The following is a 17,727-nucleotide window of genomic DNA, read 5'->3' on the forward strand; positions in this document are numbered from 1 at the left end:
TCTTTCCAAGATGCCATGACGCGTTTCCTCAATCCCACATACATTGTCTGCGAAACGCGAGCTCGACGTCAATTGAATTGCATCCATCGCGACGTCTTCGGTGGATGATCGCGCTGCCATGCTTGCGGCGCATGGGTGTTACCGCTAGTTCGGAACAAACGGGAGATTTCCATGGCCAAGATCGATCTGGACTCACTGAGCATCGAGGAACTTGCGGCATTGCGCGATCATGCATCCGACAAGCTGGCGGAAAAAGTAGCTGCGCGGCAGGCTGAGATCGAAGCTGAGCTCGATAAGCTCGCGCAGTATGGCAAGTCCACGAAGAAGTCCCAGACGGCGCCGGTGGCAAAGCCGAAGAAGGACGATCTGTCGAAGAGTGAGCTCTCGGCCGACGTTTCGCGGGCCGCATAAAGATTGTTCAGATCGGTATTTAACTGCTTGAGGGCGGAGCGCATTTCAGCCCCGTCCTGATCTTTGATCTTGATGCGGTGTTTTGACACCGTCCATATTTTATTTGATTGACGCACGCTGGCGCGCATTTTGCGCACTCTTGGGAAAGAGTGCGGACATATTTTGTCGGACCGTATTTGTGCCGACCCTTGATATCAAATCTCTCTCGGTTCCCGAGCATCTTGCATTGCGGGAGGATATCGACAGGCCCGCCAGGAACGGACGCGCCAAAGCGAAATAGATCGGGGGAAACGCGGTGACGAAGCAAAACATCCGTTGATCCCGGCGTGATGGCACCGGATTCTGGTCTGCGGCATTGTCGTCGGATCACTTCTTCTCGGACCTTCCAATGATTGCAACCGACCTTCGCACCGGCGTGGATCGTCTTGGCGAGCTGATCGCCGAGGCCAGAACCATTGTGCCGTTCACCGGCGCGGGGATCTCGACCGAAACGGGCATTCCCGACTTTCGTTCGCCTGGTGGCTTGTGGACCCGTAACCAGCCGATTCCGTTCGACGAGTTCGTCGCCAGCCAGGAAGCGCGCGATGAAGCCTGGCGGCGGCGCTTTGCGATGGAAGAGACATTCGCTGCGGCCACGCCCGGGCGCGGGCATCGCGCGCTCGCCGCGCTCTACAAGGCCGGCAAGATTCCCGCCGTGATCACCCAGAACATCGACAACCTGCATCAGGCGTCCGGCTTCAAGGCTGACGCCGTGATCGAACTGCACGGCAATACGACCTATGCGCGCTGCATTGGATGCGCGAGGCGCTATGAGCTCGATTGGGTGAAGAGCAGATTCGATTCTGAAAGACGGGCGCCAGACTGCACGGTATGCGGCGAACCCGTGAAGACTGCGACGATCTCATTCGGTCAGGCGATGCCTGAACATGAGATGCGTCGCGCAACCGAGCTGTCGCAGCGTTGCGATCTGTTCATTGCGATTGGATCGTCGCTCGTCGTGTGGCCCGCAGCGGGATTCCCGATGATGGCGAAACATGCCGGTGCACGACTCGTGATCATCAACAACGAGCCGACAGAGCAGGACGATCATGCCGACCTTGTCATTCGCCACGATATCGGTGAAACGCTCGGACCTTTCGTCGGAAATTGATGCGCGATCGATTCGTTGGAGTGCAAGCTGTTCATAGCTGTCACTGTGTTCGTTTTTTGTCTTTGCTGATCAGGCGACAGTGTTATCTTCGAATCGAGAGATTCGCACCGTACCATCATGAATTAGCATCGATGGGGCATGCGAGATGGCGCTGACAGGGCTGACAGCGCAAATGATAGTAGGATCCGGGGCCATGGGGTCGGATGCATTTGAGTCCAAGCGTGTGGGGGGATTGATTCCCGGAGCGGCAGGTCCGCGACCAGGGAATGAGCACTCAGGCAACGCGAGCCGCGATGCACTCGACCCGTTCGCGGGTATCGGCGAAGGCAACGCAGTCGATCTCGTCGAGATCAGCGGTGTTATCAAGTGGTTCGATGCTTCCAAGGGGTATGGCTTCATCATTCCCGATAACGGCGCTGCCGATGTGCTCCTGCATGTGACCGTGCTGCGCCGCGACGGCTACCAGACTGCCTATGAAGGTGCCCGTGTGGTCGTGGAATGTACCCAGCGGTCCAAGGGCTATCAGGCTTTCCGCGTCGTCTCGATGGACGAGTCGACCGCCATCCATCCAGCGCAGATGCTGCCACCGCGCACCCATGTCAGCGTGACGCCCACCAGTGGCCTCGAGCGGGCGCAGGTGAAGTGGTTCAACCGGCTGCGTGGCTTCGGCTTCCTGAGCTGCGGCGAAGGCACGCCGGACATCTTCGTCCACATGGAAACCCTGCGCCGTTTCGGCATGACCGAGTTGCGTCCCGGCCAGTATGTACTGGTGCGCTTCGGGCCCGGCTCCAAGGGCATGATGGCGGCGGAGATCCAGCCCGAGGGCGGTGCGCCCGGCCTCTCGTCGCACTAAGCCATTCGCGGTTTTCGGGGTTCTTGCAGGTTCCCTGCCGGCCTTGCCATAGGTGCATCACGCGGCTGTGCATCGCGACCGTCTGGCGCGGGCATACATCGTCAGGCTAGGGTCGCGCCGCCCGGCGTCCCGACCGGGCTCTTGCGTGGATTGCCCTTCATGAGTCTGTTTAGCTTCGCCGCCCGCTGCCGCCTCTCGATGCTGGCGGTGATCGCCGTTCTGGCCCTTGTCGGCCCTCACAAGCCAGCCCTGGCCGCCGAATTCCAGCCGCTCGAAATCGTCACCAGGTCCGGCGTGCGGATGTTCTCCGTCGAGATCGCCAAGACCGACGAAGAGCGAGCGACCGGCCTGATGTATCGCAAGGAGCTCGCAGACGGTCGCGGCATGCTGTTCGACTTCACGCCAGAGCAGCAGGTCTCCATGTGGATGAAGAACACCTTCGTTTCACTCGACATGGTCTTCATCGCCGGTGATGGCCGGGTGCTCCGGATCGCGGAGAATACTGAGCCGCAATCCCTCAAGATCATTTCCTCGGGTGGTCCGGCACGGGCGGTTCTCGAAGTGGTCGCAGGCACCGCCCAAAAATACGGAATTGCGCCCGGGGACCAGGTGGTCCATCCGCTGTTCAAGAAGCGGTAAGTCATTGAATATAATGGGGGATGGTCGGGGCACTAGGATTCGAACCTAGGACCTGCGGTACCCAAAACCGCCGCGCTACCAGGCTGCGCTATACCCCGACGATGCGGTGTCGATACACGCTTAGGCGGGGGGCAGCAAGGCACCTGACGGCGATTTCTCGCTTGTCCCGCACGATGTTCGACAACGGGTCTATTCTGCGGCTTTCGACGGTGATGCCTGCCGTTCTGACGTTGCGGGAGCAGCAGGCTTCGGCAACGGCTTGTCCTGCTTCTTCGACCACGAGATGTAATAGGCCACGCAGGTCATGATGCCGATGCCGGCGGCGCTGACGAAGATCTGCGCCAGCAGCGAACCCGACGACATCATCAGCTGGAAGTGGCCGACGAAGGACAGGAACACGCCGACGCAGAACACGGCGAGCGACTGCTGGCCGCATTTGATGAGCGGCTGGAACACCGGCCACTCCAGGCCTTTCCATTCCTTCGGCACGAAGCGGGTGACGAAGAAGGCGATGATCACGAAGTGGAGCACGCGATAGGGCGCGAGGTTGGTCTTGTCGTTCGGATTGAACGCCTCAAACAGCCAGTCCGGCACGATCATGTGGCCGGTATCGGGGAAACGACCGGCCATGGTCATGACGAGCGAGAACAAGAGATAGACGATGCCGAAATATAGCAGCACTTTCGACCGGATGACCGAGCGCGATTCCAGCGCGCCGCCGAGCGCGAACCAGGCACCGAACACGAATAGCAACTGCCACGTGAACGGGTTGAAGTACCAGACCCCATAGGGATAAGCGGGCAGGTTCCAGCCGAACTGGCGGGCGGCAAAATACAGCGCCAGCGACGCCAGCATTGTGAGATCCGGCTTGCGCAGCATCATCCACAGCACCGGCGGGAACAGGCCCATCAGCACGATATAAAGCGGCAGCACGTCGAGATTGAGCGGCTTGAACTTGAGCAGCAGACCTTGCGTCAGGGTCTGGATCGGATTGTCGACGAGTCCGGCAACGTTGAACTCGTTGATGATGTCAGGGTCGTTGTAGCGCTGTGCCACATAGCCGATGGCGGCGATATAGATCACGAACAGGATGACGTGGGCGACATAGAGCTGCCAGACCCGCTTGGTGAGGCGGGTGGCGCCGACGATGAAGCCGCGCTCAAGCATCATTTTGGCGTAAACAAAGGACGCCGTGTAGCCGGAGATGAAGACGAACAGGTCGGCCGCGTCGGAGAAGCCATAGTTCCGGGTCGTGACCCAGTTCACCACATTGTCGGGGATGTGATCGAGGTAGATCGCCCAGTTGGCGATACCGCGGAACAGATCCAGCCGAAGGTCTCGGCCTTTGGGGGGAAGGATGGCGTGAATGTCCATGGGTGCCGCTTCAGGAGCCCTTCGTGATGCCGAATTGCGAGATCAGATAGACCGCTTCGTGCCCCGATTGTCACGACGCCGTGGAACGAATATACACAATAACGAAGCCGCCAAACGACGGAATCACGGATCAAATTCGTGGCAATTGGATATACCAACCCCGCCGTTTTCACCAATTTGTCGCAGTGTCGCAGCTGACCAAGGCCGATCTCTAGACGAAGGCCCATCTCTAAAAGGCTATCGCATTCCATGACCGCACGTATCTTCAAAGCCCCCAAGAACGCCATGCAGGCGGGTCTCGCCAAGACCAAGGACTGGCAGCTCGATTACGAGCCGGAGCAGGCGCGGGTGATCGAGCCCCTGATGGGCTGGACGTCGTCGGGCGACATGAAGCAGCAGCTGTCCATCCATTTCGACAGCAAGGAAGAGGCTGTGGCCTATTGCGAGCGCGAAGGCATTGCCTATCAGGTGATCGAGCCCAAGGTGCGCGCGCCCCGGACCATTGCCTATGCCGACAATTTCGCGTTCCGCCGCTCGGAGCCTTGGTCACACTAATTGACCTGACCAAGACCCGGTCGCGCTGACGACCGGTTTGCAGGCAAATTTGCTCTGCAATTCTCCAGTTCTCGTCCTGACAGCATCGAAAGTTAGGGTTGCGCCCCGCCACGACAGGATGACACCATCATGGCGGGCCTCTTGTCGGGCCGCCGTGCAAACAAGAAACAGCCCTGCAGGAAACGGAAGCCGATGTCGCTTCGCTCAACGATCGATCCAACCTCGGCCGAGTTCAAGCGCAATGTCGATGTGATGAAGGCGCAGGTCGCCGAGCTCAAGGACAAGCTCGGCGCCGTGGCTGGCGGCGGTGGAGAAGCGTCCCGTGCCAAGCACACCGCGCGCGGCAAGATGCTGGCCCGCGAGCGCGTCGATCTCCTGATCGATCCCGGTACGGCCTTCCTCGAACTCTCGCCGCTGGCCGCCAACGGCCTCTATGGCGGCGATGTCCATTCCGCGAGCGTCGTCACCGGCGTTGGCCGGGTGTCGGGCAGGGAGTGCATGATTGTCGCCAATGATGCGACCATCAAGGGCGGCACCTATTATCCGATGACGGTGAAAAAGCATCTGCGCGCGCAGGATATTGCGCGGCAGAACAATCTGCCCTGCATCTACATGGTGGATTCCGGCGGCGCCTTCCTGCCGCAGCAGGACGACATCTTTCCGGATGAGCGCCACTTTGGCCGCATCTTCTACAACCAGGCGCAGATGTCGGCGCAGGGCATTCCGCAGATCGCCGTGGTGATGGGCTCCTGCACCGCCGGCGGCGCCTATATGCCGGCGATGTCGGACGAGAGCATCATCGTGCGCAATCAGGGCACGATCTTCCTCGGCGGTCCGCCGTTGGTGAAAGCAGCAACAGGCGAGGTGGTCACCGCGGAAGAGCTCGGCGGTGCCGACGTCCATTCGCGCCAGTCAGGCGTCACCGATCACTATGCGCAGAACGACGCGCACGCGATCGGCATAGCGCGAAAGATTGTCGCGACGCTGAAGCCACCACAGCGGGCCGCGCTGAACATGCAGCCGCCCCGCGATCCCTTATACGCGGCTGAAGAGCTGTACGGCATCATTCCCGCAGATGCGCGCAAGCCGTTCGACATGCACGACGTCATCACGCGCATTGTCGACGGTTCGGAATTCGACGAGTTCAAGAAGCTCTACGGCACCACGTTGATTTGTGGCTTCGCGCATATCTGGGGCTTTCCCGTTGGCATCATCGCCAATAACGGCATCCTGTTCAGCGAGAGCTCGTTGAAGGGCGCGCATTTCATCGAGCTCTGCTGCCAGCGCAACATCCCGCTGGTGTTTCTGCAGAACATCACCGGCTTCATGGTTGGCAAGAAATACGAAGCCGGCGGCATTGCGCGCGATGGCGCCAAGCTGGTGACGGCGGTCGCCACGGCCAACGTGCCGAAATTCACCGTGGTGGTCGGTGGCTCCTATGGCGCCGGCAATTACGGCATGTGCGGCCGGGCTTACAGCCCGCGCTTCCTGTGGATGTGGCCCAATGCCCGCATCTCGGTGATGGGCGGCGAGCAGGCGGCGATGGTGCTGAGCCAGCTACGCCGCGACAATATCGAAGCCAAGGGCGGCACCTGGTCGACGGAAGAAGAAGAGGCGTTTCGCGCGCCGACCCGTCAGCAGTTCGAGACCCAGGGCAGCCCGTATTACGCCACGGCGCGTCTCTGGGATGATGGCGTGATCGATCCCGCAGATACGCGCCTTGTACTCGGACTTGGATTGTCTGCCTCGGCCAATGCGCCGATCGAGCCGACGCGCTTCGGCCTGTTCAGGATGTGATGATGGCAAACGCCGAGATTTCAAAAGTCCTGTATCGCCGCTTCCGTACGCTCCTGATCGCCAATCGCGGCGAGATCGCTTGCCGCGTTATCCGCACTGCGCGCGCCATGGGTCTGCGCACCGTCGCGGTTTATTCCGAGGCAGATGCCAGTGCACTGCATGTGGCTGAAGCCGACGAGGCGTTGCTGATCGGCCCGGCACGCGCGCGTGACAGCTATCTCAATATCGCGCGCATCCTGGAGGCGGCCAGAAAGACCGGCGCCGAGGCGATCCATCCCGGGTATGGCTTCCTCTCCGAGAGCGCGGAATTTGCGCAGGCCTGCGCTGATGCCGGCCTGATTTTCGTCGGCCCCACTGCGGACATGATCACCGCCATGGGCTCGAAGTCCGGCTCCAAGGCGCTGATGGAAAAGGCCGGCGTGCCGCTGGTGCCTGGCTTCCACGGCGAAGCGCAGGATGACGCGACGCTGGCCAAAGCGGCCGACAAGATCGGTTTTCCGGTGCTCGTGAAAGCCTCTGCTGGCGGCGGCGGTCGCGGCATGCGCGTGGTTCGTTCGGCGGCTGAACTGGCTCCGGCCATCGTGAGCGCCAAGCGCGAAGCCAAAGCAGCATTCGGCGACGACCGCATGCTGATCGAAAAGTATGTCGACAATCCCCGCCACATCGAAGTGCAGATCGTCGGCGACAGCCACGGTAACCTGGTCTCGCTGTTTGAGCGCGAATGCACGCTGCAGCGCCGGCATCAGAAGGTGATCGAAGAGGCGCCGTCGCCGACGCTGAACGACGCACAGCGCGACGCCGTCTGTGCTGCTGCCCGCAAGGCGGCTGGTGCGGTGAACTATGTGGGCGCCGGCACCATCGAATTCGTCTCCGATGGCAAGGACGTGTTCTTTATCGAAATGAACACGCGCCTGCAGGTCGAGCATCCCGTCACCGAACTGATCACGGGTGTCGATCTCGTCGAATGGCAGTTGCGTGTGGCATTCGGCGAGAAGTTGCCGCTGACGCAAAGCGAGATCAAGCTAAACGGCCACGCTATCGAAGCGCGTGTCTATGCGGAAAACCCGCACAAGAACTTCATGCCATCGGTTGGCAAGATCAGGACATGGCGCACGCCGGCAGAGACAAACGGGCTGCGCATCGATGCCGGCTATCGCGAGGGCGATGCGGTCTCGCCGAATTACGACGCCATGCTCGCAAAAGTGATTGCCTGGGCGCCGACGCGCGATGCGGCGATCAACCGGCTCAATCGGGGGCTGGAAGAAACCGACATTCGCGGCATCGTCACCAACACGCCGTTCCTGTCTGCGCTTGTGACGCATCCGGATGTGCGTGCCAACACCATCGACACCGGCTTTATCGAGCGTGAATTGAAGGTGTTGACGCCAGACTCGGCGACGCCGGGCCAGCTCGAACTTTGCGCGGCCGTGGCTGCCATTGTGGCGAGCGAGAAGCAGGCCACCCAGGCTGCCGAGACGTCGCCCTGGCAGACAGCCGGCTGGATGCCGGTCGGGCGTCGCCAGCGCGTGTTCAAGTTCAAGCATGGTTCGGACGAGCAGCGTGTAACGTTGAACTATGGCGGCGGACCGGCAACGATTTCGATCGGCGATCGCGAGTTGGGTTTTGAAGCGTCCGTGGCTGATGACGGATATTTCGATTTGACACTGGATGGGGCGCGCTCACGCATCGTCTCGGTGATCGAGGGCCACGAACTCTATCTGCGCACGCGCAATGGCCGTTTCGATATCCATTGGGTCGATCCGTTCGGTGGCGACGATGAAGAGCAGGTCGGCGAGGACAAGATCGTCGCGCCGCTGCCGGGCACCGTGGTGGCGCTGCTGGCCGAGGAGGGCGCAATCCTTGAGAAGGGTGCAGCCATTCTGACCTTGGAAGTCATGAAGATGGAGCAGACATTGCGTGCGCCGTTCGCCGGCGTGCTCAAGCGCATCAAGTGCAAGGTCGGCGACATCGTTGGAGAAGGCGTCGAACTCGCTGAAGTCGAGCCCTCGGCTTGATTGCACAGAGAGCCGCGTGAGATTGAAATGACCATGAGTGATCAGGTTCGTATCGTCGAAGTCGGGCCGCGCGACGGCCTTCAGAATGAAAAGACGCCGGTGTCGGTCGAGGACCGCATCGCCTTTGTGAAGGCGCTGGTTGGGGCCGGTTTGCATACGGTCGAGGTCGGCTCGTTCGTGTCGCCCAAGGCAATCCCGAAGATGGTGGGCTCGGATCAGGTCTTTCTCGGCGTGCGCGATTTGCCGGGCGAATTCCATGTGCTGGTGCCCAACGAAAAAGGCTATGAGGGCGCGAAGGCCGTCGGGGCGAAAGTCATCGCCGTGTTCGCCTCGGCCTCCGAGGGATTTTCACGTGCCAATATCAATTGCTCGGTCGCGGAATCCATCGAGCGGTTCAAGCCGGTGATCGAACGCGCCAGGGCCGACGGCATTCGCGTGCGCGGTTACGTGTCCTGCGTGCTCGGCTGTCCCTATGACGGCGAAGTCGCGCCAAAGGCGGTCGTCGACGTCTCGAAGACGCTGTTTGATCTCGGCTGCTATGAAGTCTCGCTCGGCGACACGATCGGTGTCGGGACGCCGTTGAAGGCGCGGCAGATGCTGCGCGCCGTTGCAGGCTCGGTTCCCATGCCGAAGCTCGCAATGCACTTCCATGACACTTACGGGCAGGCGCTGGCCAATCTCTATGCCGGGATGGAAGAGGGCTGCAACGTCATCGATACGGCCGCCGGCGGGCTTGGCGGCTGTCCCTATGCGCCTGGTGCGACCGGCAATGTCGGCACTGAAGATGTGGTCTACATGCTGGAAGGCATGGGGATTGCAACGGGCGTGGACATGAACAAGCTGCTGGCTGCGACCAACACTATCAGCGCTCTGATCGGCCGCCCGCCGGTCAGCCGTGTCGCTTCGGCTCTCAACGCGAAGACGCGCTGAGCGCCACCTAGCGGACGACAGGATACGTCATGCCGGGACGTCTATCGCGAGCTTGAGGAGGTTCGCGGTGAGCGGCGTCTTGGCGACGTAGTCCTTCCACGCCGTATCGCGCGCGATATCGCGCCACTTGCCGACGGTCGCAGCATCGAGCGCGCTGACCCTGGCACCAGCCTTCTCATAAACCCTGGACACTTCGAGATCGTCCTGCTGTGCGCCGGCCTTGCCGAAGGCTTCCATCTCGGCGCCCACCGACACCAGAATATCCTGGTGCGCTTTCGGCAACTTGTCGAACACCGCCTTGGACATCATCAGCGGCTCCAGCATGAACCAGTAGGACGCGCCCGCGCCGGAGGTGAGGTTCCTGGCGACTTCGCTCAGCTTGAATGAGATCAGGCTGGTCGACGAGGTGATGCCGGCGTCGCAGGCACCGCTCTTCATCGCCGCGTAAATTTCGTTGGAGGGCATTGACAGAACATTTGCGCCCGCGGTCTGCAGCATCATGTTCATCTCGCGCGAACCTCCGCGTACCGTGAGACCCTTGGCGTCCTCCGGGGCCACCAGCGGGCGCGCGCGACTGGCTACACCACCGGCCTGCCAGACCCAGGTGAGCAATACGATCCCCTTGTCGGCGAGAATGTCGCTGAGCGCCTTACCGATCGGCAGGCCCTTCCAGCGCAAGCCCTGATCGTAGGTCGAGACCAGACCGGGCATCAGGCCGATATTCGCTTCCGGCAATTCTGTACCGGCATAGGGCAACGGATACAGGCTCAGATCGAGAGTCCCTCTGCGCATGGCCGAAAATTGCGCATCCGCCTTGATCAGCGACGAATTCGGATAGATCTCGGCAACGAGGTCGCCGCCGCTCTGCTTGGCAATGGCGGTTGCGAAGGTGCGGACCAGACGGTCGCGGAAGTCGCCCCTGTCGACGGTGCCCGCCGGAAACTGATGCGAGATCTTCAGCGTGGTCGCCGCCTGCGCCGTGCCGATACCACAACGGAGGATCGCGGGTGCAGCGAGGGCCGAGCCAAGAATGTGGCGGCGAGTCAACATGCGTAACTCCTGAAAATCTTCGTCTGGTGCCGGGCGGGACATAATGCGCCCGCGTCCTGTTGCTCCGTCACCGCGCCCCTTCGTTTATACATTCCGAATCGGCGGGCAAGTGATGTTGCGTCGCATGAAACGGCTATCGAATGCATCATCAAGACTTTTTTCGACGCGACGTAACAAACCACGATCTCCCTGCGTCTGGTTCATAGCGACAGACGTCGCGCTTCAGAAATGGATCAGAGGAAGAACATCATGACCATCTCCACCAGGTTTGCGCTCGGCGTGTCCGCCGCTGTCGTCTCGCTCGGCCTCGCGCTGGCACCCGCCGCTTTCGCTCAGGACAAGATGAGCAAGGATGACGGCATGAAGAAGGACACCATGTCGAAGGGTGACGGTATGAAGAAAGATGCCATGTCTCACGACGCCATGAAGAAGGACGATGGCATGAAGAAAGACGGCATGATGAAGAAGGAAGACGGAATGATGAAGAAGTAACGTCATCGTCATAGCAGTGACGGGCCTGTCATCGCGGCGGGCTCGTCATGTTGCATTGCTCGTTGCCGGACCTGACAACTCGGCATAGCCTCGGCACATAAGAAAATGCCGGGGAGGCCATGATGAAGAAAGAACGACGCATTGTCGTTGCGGCGGCTTGTCTGCTTGCGGCAACGCTGTTTCCAAGCGTAACGACATGGAGTGCCACCGATGAGATGGGCTTCGTGCGCATCAATCAGGGCGAGGAAGTCTGGAAGAACCCGTTCGGTGTCGGCGTCGAAGTCGCGACACTCTATGGCGATCCCTCAAAGCAGGGCATCTACGTGCTGCGGATCAAATGGCCGCCGGGCATCATGAGCAAGCCTCACAAGCATCCGGAAGATCGCCACGTCGTGGTGCTGTCGGGCACCTGGTACACCGGCACGGGCGAGGCTTTCGTGCCCGAAAAGTCGATCCCGATGAAGACCGGTGGCTACATGGTGCATCCCGCCGGTGCGGTGCATTGGGACGGGACGCGGGAAGAGGGAGCGGTGATCCAGATCACCGGCTATGGCCCGAGCGGCAACAATTTCGTCAAACCCGACGACCCGCAATTCGGCAAAACGAACTGACCTCGGACGATCAATTCAGACGCGTGCCATCGGATGATGGCACGCTGATCTCGTGCTTATTTACGCTTCTTGCGGGCGGCGTAGCGGGCGTCGCGGGCAGCCTTCTGCTGGGCTTCCAGCGCAGCCTGGGCAAGCGCTGCCTCTTCCTTCTCGCGCGCAGCCTGGGCTAGAGCAGCGGCGGCTTCCTCGGCTTCGCGGGCCTTCTGGAGGGCCTTCTCGGCGTCGCGGATGGCCTTGGCTTCCGCGCGTGCGACGGCAGCGGCTTCGCGCTCGGCGGCGCGGGCCTTCACGGCAGGATCATCGGGGCCCGGTGCTGCCTTGAATTTGTTCAGAATATTCTTCCTGGCTTCGATCGCAGCCTTCTGACGATCTGCGAAGCTGGGTTCCTTGAATCCGCTCATGAACGAGGCCTTGTCGCTTTCTTTCGTTTGGGGTGGGTCATTGTCGGGGGCGGCCGCCGGGCAAATATTCTGGCATCGGCCGAAACTCTGCTGCGGTTTACAGCCGACAGCGCAGCAACGCATCAACTATCTGCGATTAACGGCAATCTTCCGCATGATTTGCGGACAATGAAGCCTGCGCGAGGCGGACATGGATGCCCGGAAGACAGCCGTCCATGCCGTGGTCGTCCTGGCCGACTGCAGGCGCGACATGGCGACCACTTCATTCGCTGGCCGTATCTGGCGAGCGGGCGGGACCCGGGCGGCTGACTTTCAAGGGGCTACAATTCGCTGCAGAAGCAAGCGGTTAGCAACATTTGTAACCAAAAGGCCTTGTTGTGGCTTTGCAGCGGCCGTGCTGCGGCCTTGAACCTGCGGTGCCCTCCGACTGACTGATCAGGAACTTTCCGTAAAATGCGGAGTTCCTGTCGCCATCGGGAGTTATCCATGCAAGCAGCCATTGATCGCGTCATCCGCTCATTTACCTTCAGGAATCCGGTCTCCCTCGAAGAGCCGATGTCCGACAGTCCGTCGATCCAGGGGAGCGATGAGGCGACCGAGTTCGCGACCCGATTGCTTGAGAATTACAAGGGTCAACTGGCCCGGCGCAGCCCGAAGGCCGGCTAAGACCGGATCAGCGATTCTCCCAACCGCTTTCCTTTGATCGAAACGGCTCCGGGACTCGGCATTTCCGGGACTTGCGTTGCGGTGCGATGACGGGGCATGACTGCGCCGCTCGCAGACCCAACCATCCAGGAGACATGATGCGAATATCCCAGCGTGCCGTCAGAGCCACGGCCGTCGCGCTCAGTGCGGCCATGATTGTGGCCGTGTCCGACGTCTCCCTTTCTTCCGCCATGGCGCAAGCGCCTCAAAAACAAGCGCCGCAGAACATGGCGCCAGCCGCAGGAAAAACCATGACCACAGCTTCAGGCCTCAAGATCGAAGACACCATCGTTGGCACCGGCGCAACGCCGGCCAAGGGACAGACCTGCGTAATGCATTACACCGGCTGGCTCTATGAGAACGGTGTCAAGGGCAAGAAATTCGACTCGTCGGTCGATCGCAACGAGCCGTTCGAATTCCCGATCGGCATGTCGCGTGTCATCAAGGGCTGGGACGAAGGCGTCGCCACCATGAAGGTCGGGGGCAAGCGCACGCTGATCATTCCGCCGGATCTCGGCTATGGTGCGCGTGGTGCCGGCGGCGTGATCCCGCCGAACGCGACGTTGGTCTTCGACGTCGAATTGCTCGGCGTCAAATAAGCCCCATCAAGTGAACCTATGCCTGCGCGATCCTGCGCAGCAACGTCCGTGACGCTTCCTCGCCGGCATAGATGTCGGCGAGGGGCGCTGCCTTCGCGATGAAGGGGGCCTTGTCCGGCTTGACAAATGTCACGCCCATCGCTTCGACCTGCAGGCGCGTTTGCGCCTCGAACGCCGTCCACAGCTCGTTCATGTGATGATAGGAGAGCGCCGCGGCTTCGCGGATAATCTCCCGCTGCTTCGGCGTCATGCTGTTGAGCCGGCCGGTGCCCACCAGCAGCACGTCCGGGATCATGGTGTGTTCGTCGAACGAATAATGCGTCGCGACTTCGGCGTGCTTGCCGACGATAAGCGCTGCCACGCTGTTCTCCGCACCATCGACCAGTCCCGACTTCAGTGCGACATAGACATTGCTCCATGAGAGTTCGACGCCCTCGGCGCCGAACAGCTGCATGAGCTTGGCCATCGTCTCCGATGGCTGGATGCGGATTTTCAAGCCCTTCAGATCATCGGGATGGAGGATCGGCTTGCGGCCGTAGAAGCTGCGCGCGCCGGCATCGTAGAAGGTCAGGCCGGTGAGGCCCTTCGATGTGGTCGAGCCCAGAACGTCGCTGCCGATCTCGTTGCTCGTCACCTTCAGCCAATGCGCGCGATCGCGGAACGTGAAGGGCAGGTTGAGAACCTTGTAAGCAGGATGGAGACGTTCGAGCACGCTGGCGCTGACCTTGAGGAAATCCAGCTTGCCGGCCTGCACCTGCGACAGCAGGTCGACCTCCTGACCAAGCTGCCCGTCTGCAAATAGCGCGATGTCGATTTCGCCCTGCGAACGCTCGCGTGCCGCATCGGCAAAATACTGCATGGCGGGGTGAACAGGATGGCTGGTCGGAAGACTATGGGCGAGGCGCATCTTCAGCGGCTCGGCACGCAGCACTGCAGGGCAGGCGATTGCCAGTCCCGCGGTCAGCAAAAGGCGGCGCCGTGACAGCATTGGATAGCCTGTGGTTCTGGCCGGAAAGCGTGTGCCGGTACGGCGCAGTCCCGCGCCCCGGAGATCATGTTACGTCGTAACCCCTGAAGTTTAAAGTCTGGCGCCGGCTACTTCGGGGCGACTGTTTGGAGCAGGGCGACGTAGCGGTTTTTGGCATCCGGCGGGACCGCGCCGCGGCTGGCGAGATGATGCACGCAGTTCAGCGCCAGATCGAACGAACCGTAGCAATGATGTGCGATCAGCGCGAGGTGCTTGAGCTGCTCGCTGTCCATCGCCTCGGCCTGGATGAAATCCCTGATATAGACGACGTCAGCCTCGACGAGTTGATTGATGGCGGCAGCAGGATTTGGCCCCACCATGGGCGCGATCATCTTCTTGTTGATGGCCGCGAACATGTGCGGAATGAAGCCGAGGCTCCGGAGCTCGAGGTCGATGTCGCCGAACACCGGCTGTTTCTCATAGAGCGGCACGAAGGAGACTTCGGTCTGAATGGCGACAGCCTTTGCCAGTTTGGTGCGACCGTTCCTGAACACCGACAGTTCGCCGCCCTGGATGTCTATTTTCAAGAGATCGATGCGCTCGATCTCGGCGATATCGTCGAGCCGTCGTGTATCGATCGGGAGCCTGTCGACGACGCGTCCGAGCTCTGTGAAGTTCGGAAAGTGCATGAGTGTTTTCGGCTCAGGCTGCAGCAGGCTGGCAAAGCCGATGCCGCGGCAGATATTCAGCGTATGGCTGCCGCCATCGCCGACGGCATAGGGCAGGTAGGTTTCCAGCGCGCTCTTGCGTTGCTGCAACTCCGCCAGTGCCTGAGGATGCGGATCGAAGCCGGTGACGCGGCAGAGCCCGCGTTGCAGCATCGGCTTGTAGGGCGGATCGCCATCGATGGGGTTGGCGCCGATATCGACGACGTCGGTCAGCCGCGCGGGCTGGAGCAGCGCGGACAGACCATCATCATTGTTTCGAATCGTGCCCTCGCGCATGCGTACCTTTCCCGCGAATGGTGCGACAATGCGTGTTTCGGAGTGCGCGATCTGTGTGTCAGAACGTCGCACGACAATTCGGGCAGTCAGGGAACTTGCGCTGGAAACGGGGGGACGGAATGAAGCACGAACAGAGAGACGACGCCGAGCGCCGCCGCCCCGTCCATCATTCGCCACCATTCTGGATCGGCGTGGTTCTGTGTCTGGCGGCAATCGTCATCTACGTGATGTCTTACGACCTGACGTGGCCGGTCGCTAAATAACGACGCTCACGCTTTCTTTGGCTTCTTTTTTGTCGAGGCGTTCAGCGCCACCGCAGCGCGGATGAGCGCCTTCAGCGCCCTTTCATCCAGGTTGTCGCCTTCGTGAATATCGATGGCCCGCCGGGTGTTGCCGTCGAGGCTGGAGTTGAACAGGCCTGACGGGTCATCGAGCGACGCGCCCTTCGCAAAGGTCATCTTCACGACCGCCTTGTAGGTCTCGCCGGTGCAGATGATGCCCGCATGTTCCCAGACCGGAACGCCGCGCCATTTCCATTCTTCGACCACGTCCGGGACAGCCTGCCTGATGATCTTTCGGACGCGAGCGAGCATCTCGCCGCGCCAGTCATCCAGCTCCTTGATCTTCGAGTCGATAAGCCGAGAGGGGGAGCCTGCCTCGTCGATCTTGTTCGACGTAATGGACGTCTTTTTTGCCATGCGCTCCCTCTCCGACGTCTGGCGCCACGCAGTCGTGTTGGTGGTGCTTACCTACGTGTCATAAAAATAGACCCGCCCGTTTGGAGCGTCCAGCCATCCACTACAGGTGAGCGAAAAATGGCTAGGCGCTGCGTATTCCGGATCGCGAACCAATTCCTGTGTCACGAAATTGCGTGTAGCCTCGAACCATCAGCGCATTGCGTGATTCGTAGCGTTTTTCTTATCCAGATCAGTTGCATTCGAGAGCATTCCGCCCGTCACGGCGTGTTTGTTTTCATCAACTATGTCGCGACCATTCTGCTGCATGGCAAAAGCAGATTTTTAAGAAGTGCCGCGTTAGTCGTGACAGGAGCAATCGCCAGATGACTCGGAGGAGTCCGGATATGACGTATCGCCACGCCGTCGCTGTTGCAGCTGCCCTGTTGGGGGGCATCGGCGCCGTTCAGGCCCAGAGCCTGCCATCCTACATGGCGCCCATCTCTGGACTGACCACCACGCCACCGGCCGAAACAGCCACCAGGGACATGCTCGCGCTCAATACCGGCATGTTCGAGCTCTATGGCGAGGCAGGGAAGGTGTTCCGCACCAACATCCTCGCCAAGCATCCCGTGATCCTCGGCCTGTTTTCGGGCGCAGGCGGCAAGTTCACGCTGTATCAGCCGGGCAAACCGCCGCTCGATGCGCCCTCGGTGCCAATGGTCTATCAGCTGCTCAAGTCGGTCGGGCATAGCACCATGGCGCTGGCCGAAGTGGTCGGCCCCTATGTGAACAATACTGACAACAAGTCCTGGCTCGGTTCGATGAAGGCCTATCGCAGCCGGATGCAGTCGGCGCTGGATGGTCTCGACCTCACGCCAATGCAGGCCGACTGGCGCGACAACAATCGCATCATTTTGCAGAACAACCTGGCTTTCATGGACGAGTGCATTGCCAAGGGCGTCATTCCCTTCGATACGCTGGAGACATTCGGCAAGAAGCAGGCACCCTATCTGGCCAAGAACGTCGCCTGGGCCGCGCAGACCCAGGTCAATCACTGGATGACGGTGCTGGGCGACTGGAAGAAGATGCTGGGTCCCGATTGGGACAAGGCCTATGCCGCCAGCAACACGATCTATGTGGCACGGCAGAACAACGTGCTGTTCAGCGTACTGGCGCAGTTCTTCCCGCCGGAGGCCATCAACGATCGCCTGCTGCTGATCGAGACCGTGTCATTCACCACCACGCAGGCCGACATGCTGGAGTCGCTGACGCGCATCATCGCGGATCGCTCGGTGGGATCGCTGTTCTTCGGCAACTATCACCTGATGGACTACGAATTGATGGGGGGCGACGCGCGCGCTGCCATCATCGCCGAGAGCGCCAAGCGCGGCATGACGCCGTTCCTGCCGCCCGTGGTGCCGTTCGGCTCCAACCAGTGGCCGACACTGATTACGACTGGACCGGGGCCGGCGACCATCGCCGATCTCAAATAGGCTT

Annotated in this window: 20 protein-coding genes and 1 tRNA gene; 14 read left to right on the forward strand and 7 right to left on the reverse strand. The window is 60.8% G+C overall.

Going from position 1 to position 17,727, the window contains the following annotated elements:
- Window positions 1-171: 171 nt before the first annotated feature.
- The 4 genes from ACEK02_RS09120 (at window position 172) to ACEK02_RS09135 (ending at window position 3,053) form a co-directional block, all read left to right on the forward strand.
- On the forward strand, window positions 172-411 hold the full coding sequence (locus ACEK02_RS09120; RefSeq protein WP_371421401.1) for a hypothetical protein: 240 nt from the start codon (window positions 172-174) through the stop codon (window positions 409-411).
- Between the two features lie 388 nt (window positions 412-799).
- A complete protein-coding gene (locus tag ACEK02_RS09125) occupies window positions 800-1,561 on the forward strand; it encodes an NAD-dependent deacetylase (RefSeq protein ID WP_371421402.1) in 762 nt (253 codons plus the stop codon).
- A gap of 193 nt (window positions 1,562-1,754) precedes the next feature.
- Window positions 1,755-2,414 carry a cold-shock protein gene (locus tag ACEK02_RS09130; RefSeq protein ID WP_371421403.1) on the forward strand — a complete coding sequence of 220 codons (660 nt, stop codon included), beginning with the start codon at window positions 1,755-1,757 and terminating at the stop codon, window positions 2,412-2,414.
- A 198-nt stretch (window positions 2,415-2,612) separates the two neighbouring features.
- Window positions 2,613-3,053 carry a DUF192 domain-containing protein gene (locus ACEK02_RS09135; RefSeq protein WP_371421457.1) on the forward strand — a complete coding sequence of 147 codons (441 nt, stop codon included), beginning with the start codon at window positions 2,613-2,615 and terminating at the stop codon, window positions 3,051-3,053.
- A 21-nt stretch (window positions 3,054-3,074) separates the two neighbouring features.
- Here ACEK02_RS09135 and ACEK02_RS09140 read toward each other — a convergent pair.
- Both ACEK02_RS09140 and ACEK02_RS09145 read right to left on the reverse strand, forming a co-directional pair.
- Window positions 3,075-3,151: transfer RNA gene (locus ACEK02_RS09140), tRNA-Pro, on the reverse strand.
- A gap of 91 nt (window positions 3,152-3,242) precedes the next feature.
- Entirely contained in the window at window positions 3,243-4,427 is a 1,185-nt protein-coding gene (locus ACEK02_RS09145) for an OpgC domain-containing protein (RefSeq protein WP_371421404.1), read from the reverse strand.
- 249 nt (window positions 4,428-4,676) lie between these two features.
- On the opposite strand from ACEK02_RS09145, the gene ACEK02_RS09150 reads away from it, so the two are divergent.
- From ACEK02_RS09150 to ACEK02_RS09165, 4 genes are all read left to right on the forward strand, one after another.
- The gene (locus ACEK02_RS09150; RefSeq protein WP_089264254.1) at window positions 4,677-4,982 is read left to right on the forward strand and encodes an ETC complex I subunit; all 306 of its coding nucleotides are present in this window, start codon (window positions 4,677-4,679) and stop codon (window positions 4,980-4,982) included.
- Window positions 4,983-5,174: 192 nt separating this feature from the next.
- Window positions 5,175-6,779: a carboxyl transferase domain-containing protein gene (locus ACEK02_RS09155; RefSeq protein ID WP_371421405.1), complete on the forward strand. Its 1,605-nt coding sequence runs from the start codon at window positions 5,175-5,177 to the stop codon at window positions 6,777-6,779.
- A gap of 2 nt (window positions 6,780-6,781) precedes the next feature.
- Complete coding sequence (locus ACEK02_RS09160) at window positions 6,782-8,794, forward strand: acetyl-CoA carboxylase biotin carboxylase subunit (RefSeq protein ID WP_371421406.1); 2,013 nt, start codon at window positions 6,782-6,784, stop codon at window positions 8,792-8,794.
- A gap of 33 nt (window positions 8,795-8,827) precedes the next feature.
- On the forward strand, window positions 8,828-9,724 hold the full coding sequence (locus tag ACEK02_RS09165) for a hydroxymethylglutaryl-CoA lyase (protein WP_371421407.1): 897 nt from the start codon (window positions 8,828-8,830) through the stop codon (window positions 9,722-9,724).
- 27 nt (window positions 9,725-9,751) lie between these two features.
- Here ACEK02_RS09165 and dctP read toward each other — a convergent pair whose 3' ends face one another.
- Entirely contained in the window at window positions 9,752-10,774 is a 1,023-nt protein-coding gene (gene dctP / locus ACEK02_RS09170) for a TRAP transporter substrate-binding protein DctP (RefSeq protein ID WP_371421408.1), read from the reverse strand.
- A 249-nt stretch (window positions 10,775-11,023) separates the two neighbouring features.
- Between dctP and ACEK02_RS09175 the strand changes: the two genes are divergently transcribed.
- The gene (locus ACEK02_RS09175) at window positions 11,024-11,266 is read left to right on the forward strand and encodes a pentapeptide MXKDX repeat protein (protein WP_371421409.1); all 243 of its coding nucleotides are present in this window, start codon (window positions 11,024-11,026) and stop codon (window positions 11,264-11,266) included.
- A 122-nt stretch (window positions 11,267-11,388) separates the two neighbouring features.
- On the forward strand, window positions 11,389-11,877 hold the full coding sequence (locus ACEK02_RS09180) for a cupin domain-containing protein (protein ID WP_371421410.1): 489 nt from the start codon (window positions 11,389-11,391) through the stop codon (window positions 11,875-11,877).
- 56 nt (window positions 11,878-11,933) lie between these two features.
- Here the strand turns inward: ACEK02_RS09180 and ACEK02_RS09185 are convergent, their stop codons facing one another.
- Entirely contained in the window at window positions 11,934-12,278 is a 345-nt protein-coding gene (locus ACEK02_RS09185; protein WP_371421411.1) for a DUF6481 family protein, read from the reverse strand.
- A gap of 486 nt (window positions 12,279-12,764) precedes the next feature.
- On the opposite strand from ACEK02_RS09185, the gene ACEK02_RS09190 reads away from it, so the two are divergent.
- Window positions 12,765-12,944 carry a hypothetical protein gene (locus tag ACEK02_RS09190; RefSeq protein ID WP_371421412.1) on the forward strand — a complete coding sequence of 60 codons (180 nt, stop codon included), beginning with the start codon at window positions 12,765-12,767 and terminating at the stop codon, window positions 12,942-12,944.
- Window positions 12,945-13,081: 137 nt separating this feature from the next.
- Window positions 13,082-13,582 (forward strand): FKBP-type peptidyl-prolyl cis-trans isomerase, encoded by a 501-nt coding sequence (locus ACEK02_RS09195; protein WP_371421413.1) that lies wholly within the window; start codon window positions 13,082-13,084, stop codon window positions 13,580-13,582.
- 16 nt (window positions 13,583-13,598) lie between these two features.
- Here the strand turns inward: ACEK02_RS09195 and ACEK02_RS09200 are convergent, their stop codons facing one another.
- Together ACEK02_RS09200 and ACEK02_RS09205 are read right to left on the reverse strand one after the other, a co-directional pair.
- Entirely contained in the window at window positions 13,599-14,570 is a 972-nt protein-coding gene (locus ACEK02_RS09200) for a TRAP transporter substrate-binding protein (RefSeq protein WP_371421414.1), read from the reverse strand.
- Between the two features lie 107 nt (window positions 14,571-14,677).
- Window positions 14,678-15,553 (reverse strand): FkbM family methyltransferase, encoded by an 876-nt coding sequence (locus ACEK02_RS09205; RefSeq protein WP_371421415.1) that lies wholly within the window; start codon window positions 15,551-15,553, stop codon window positions 14,678-14,680.
- A 119-nt stretch (window positions 15,554-15,672) separates the two neighbouring features.
- Between ACEK02_RS09205 and ACEK02_RS09210 the strand changes: the two genes are divergently transcribed.
- Window positions 15,673-15,816, forward strand: a complete 144-nt coding sequence (locus ACEK02_RS09210; protein WP_371421416.1) for a hypothetical protein — start codon at window positions 15,673-15,675, stop codon at window positions 15,814-15,816.
- Between the two features lie 6 nt (window positions 15,817-15,822).
- Here ACEK02_RS09210 and ACEK02_RS09215 read toward each other — a convergent pair whose 3' ends face one another.
- The gene (locus ACEK02_RS09215; protein ID WP_371421417.1) at window positions 15,823-16,251 is read right to left on the reverse strand and encodes a DUF1801 domain-containing protein; all 429 of its coding nucleotides are present in this window, start codon (window positions 16,249-16,251) and stop codon (window positions 15,823-15,825) included.
- A gap of 383 nt (window positions 16,252-16,634) precedes the next feature.
- Here ACEK02_RS09215 and ACEK02_RS09220 point away from each other — a divergent pair, with 383 nt between their 5' ends.
- Window positions 16,635-17,723 carry a hypothetical protein gene (locus tag ACEK02_RS09220; protein ID WP_371421418.1) on the forward strand — a complete coding sequence of 363 codons (1,089 nt, stop codon included), beginning with the start codon at window positions 16,635-16,637 and terminating at the stop codon, window positions 17,721-17,723.
- Window positions 17,724-17,727: the final 4 nt, after the last annotated feature.

The sequence above is a fragment of the Tardiphaga sp. genome (assembly GCF_041424195.1).
In the GTDB taxonomy this organism is placed as follows: Bacteria; Pseudomonadota; Alphaproteobacteria; order Rhizobiales; family Xanthobacteraceae; genus Tardiphaga.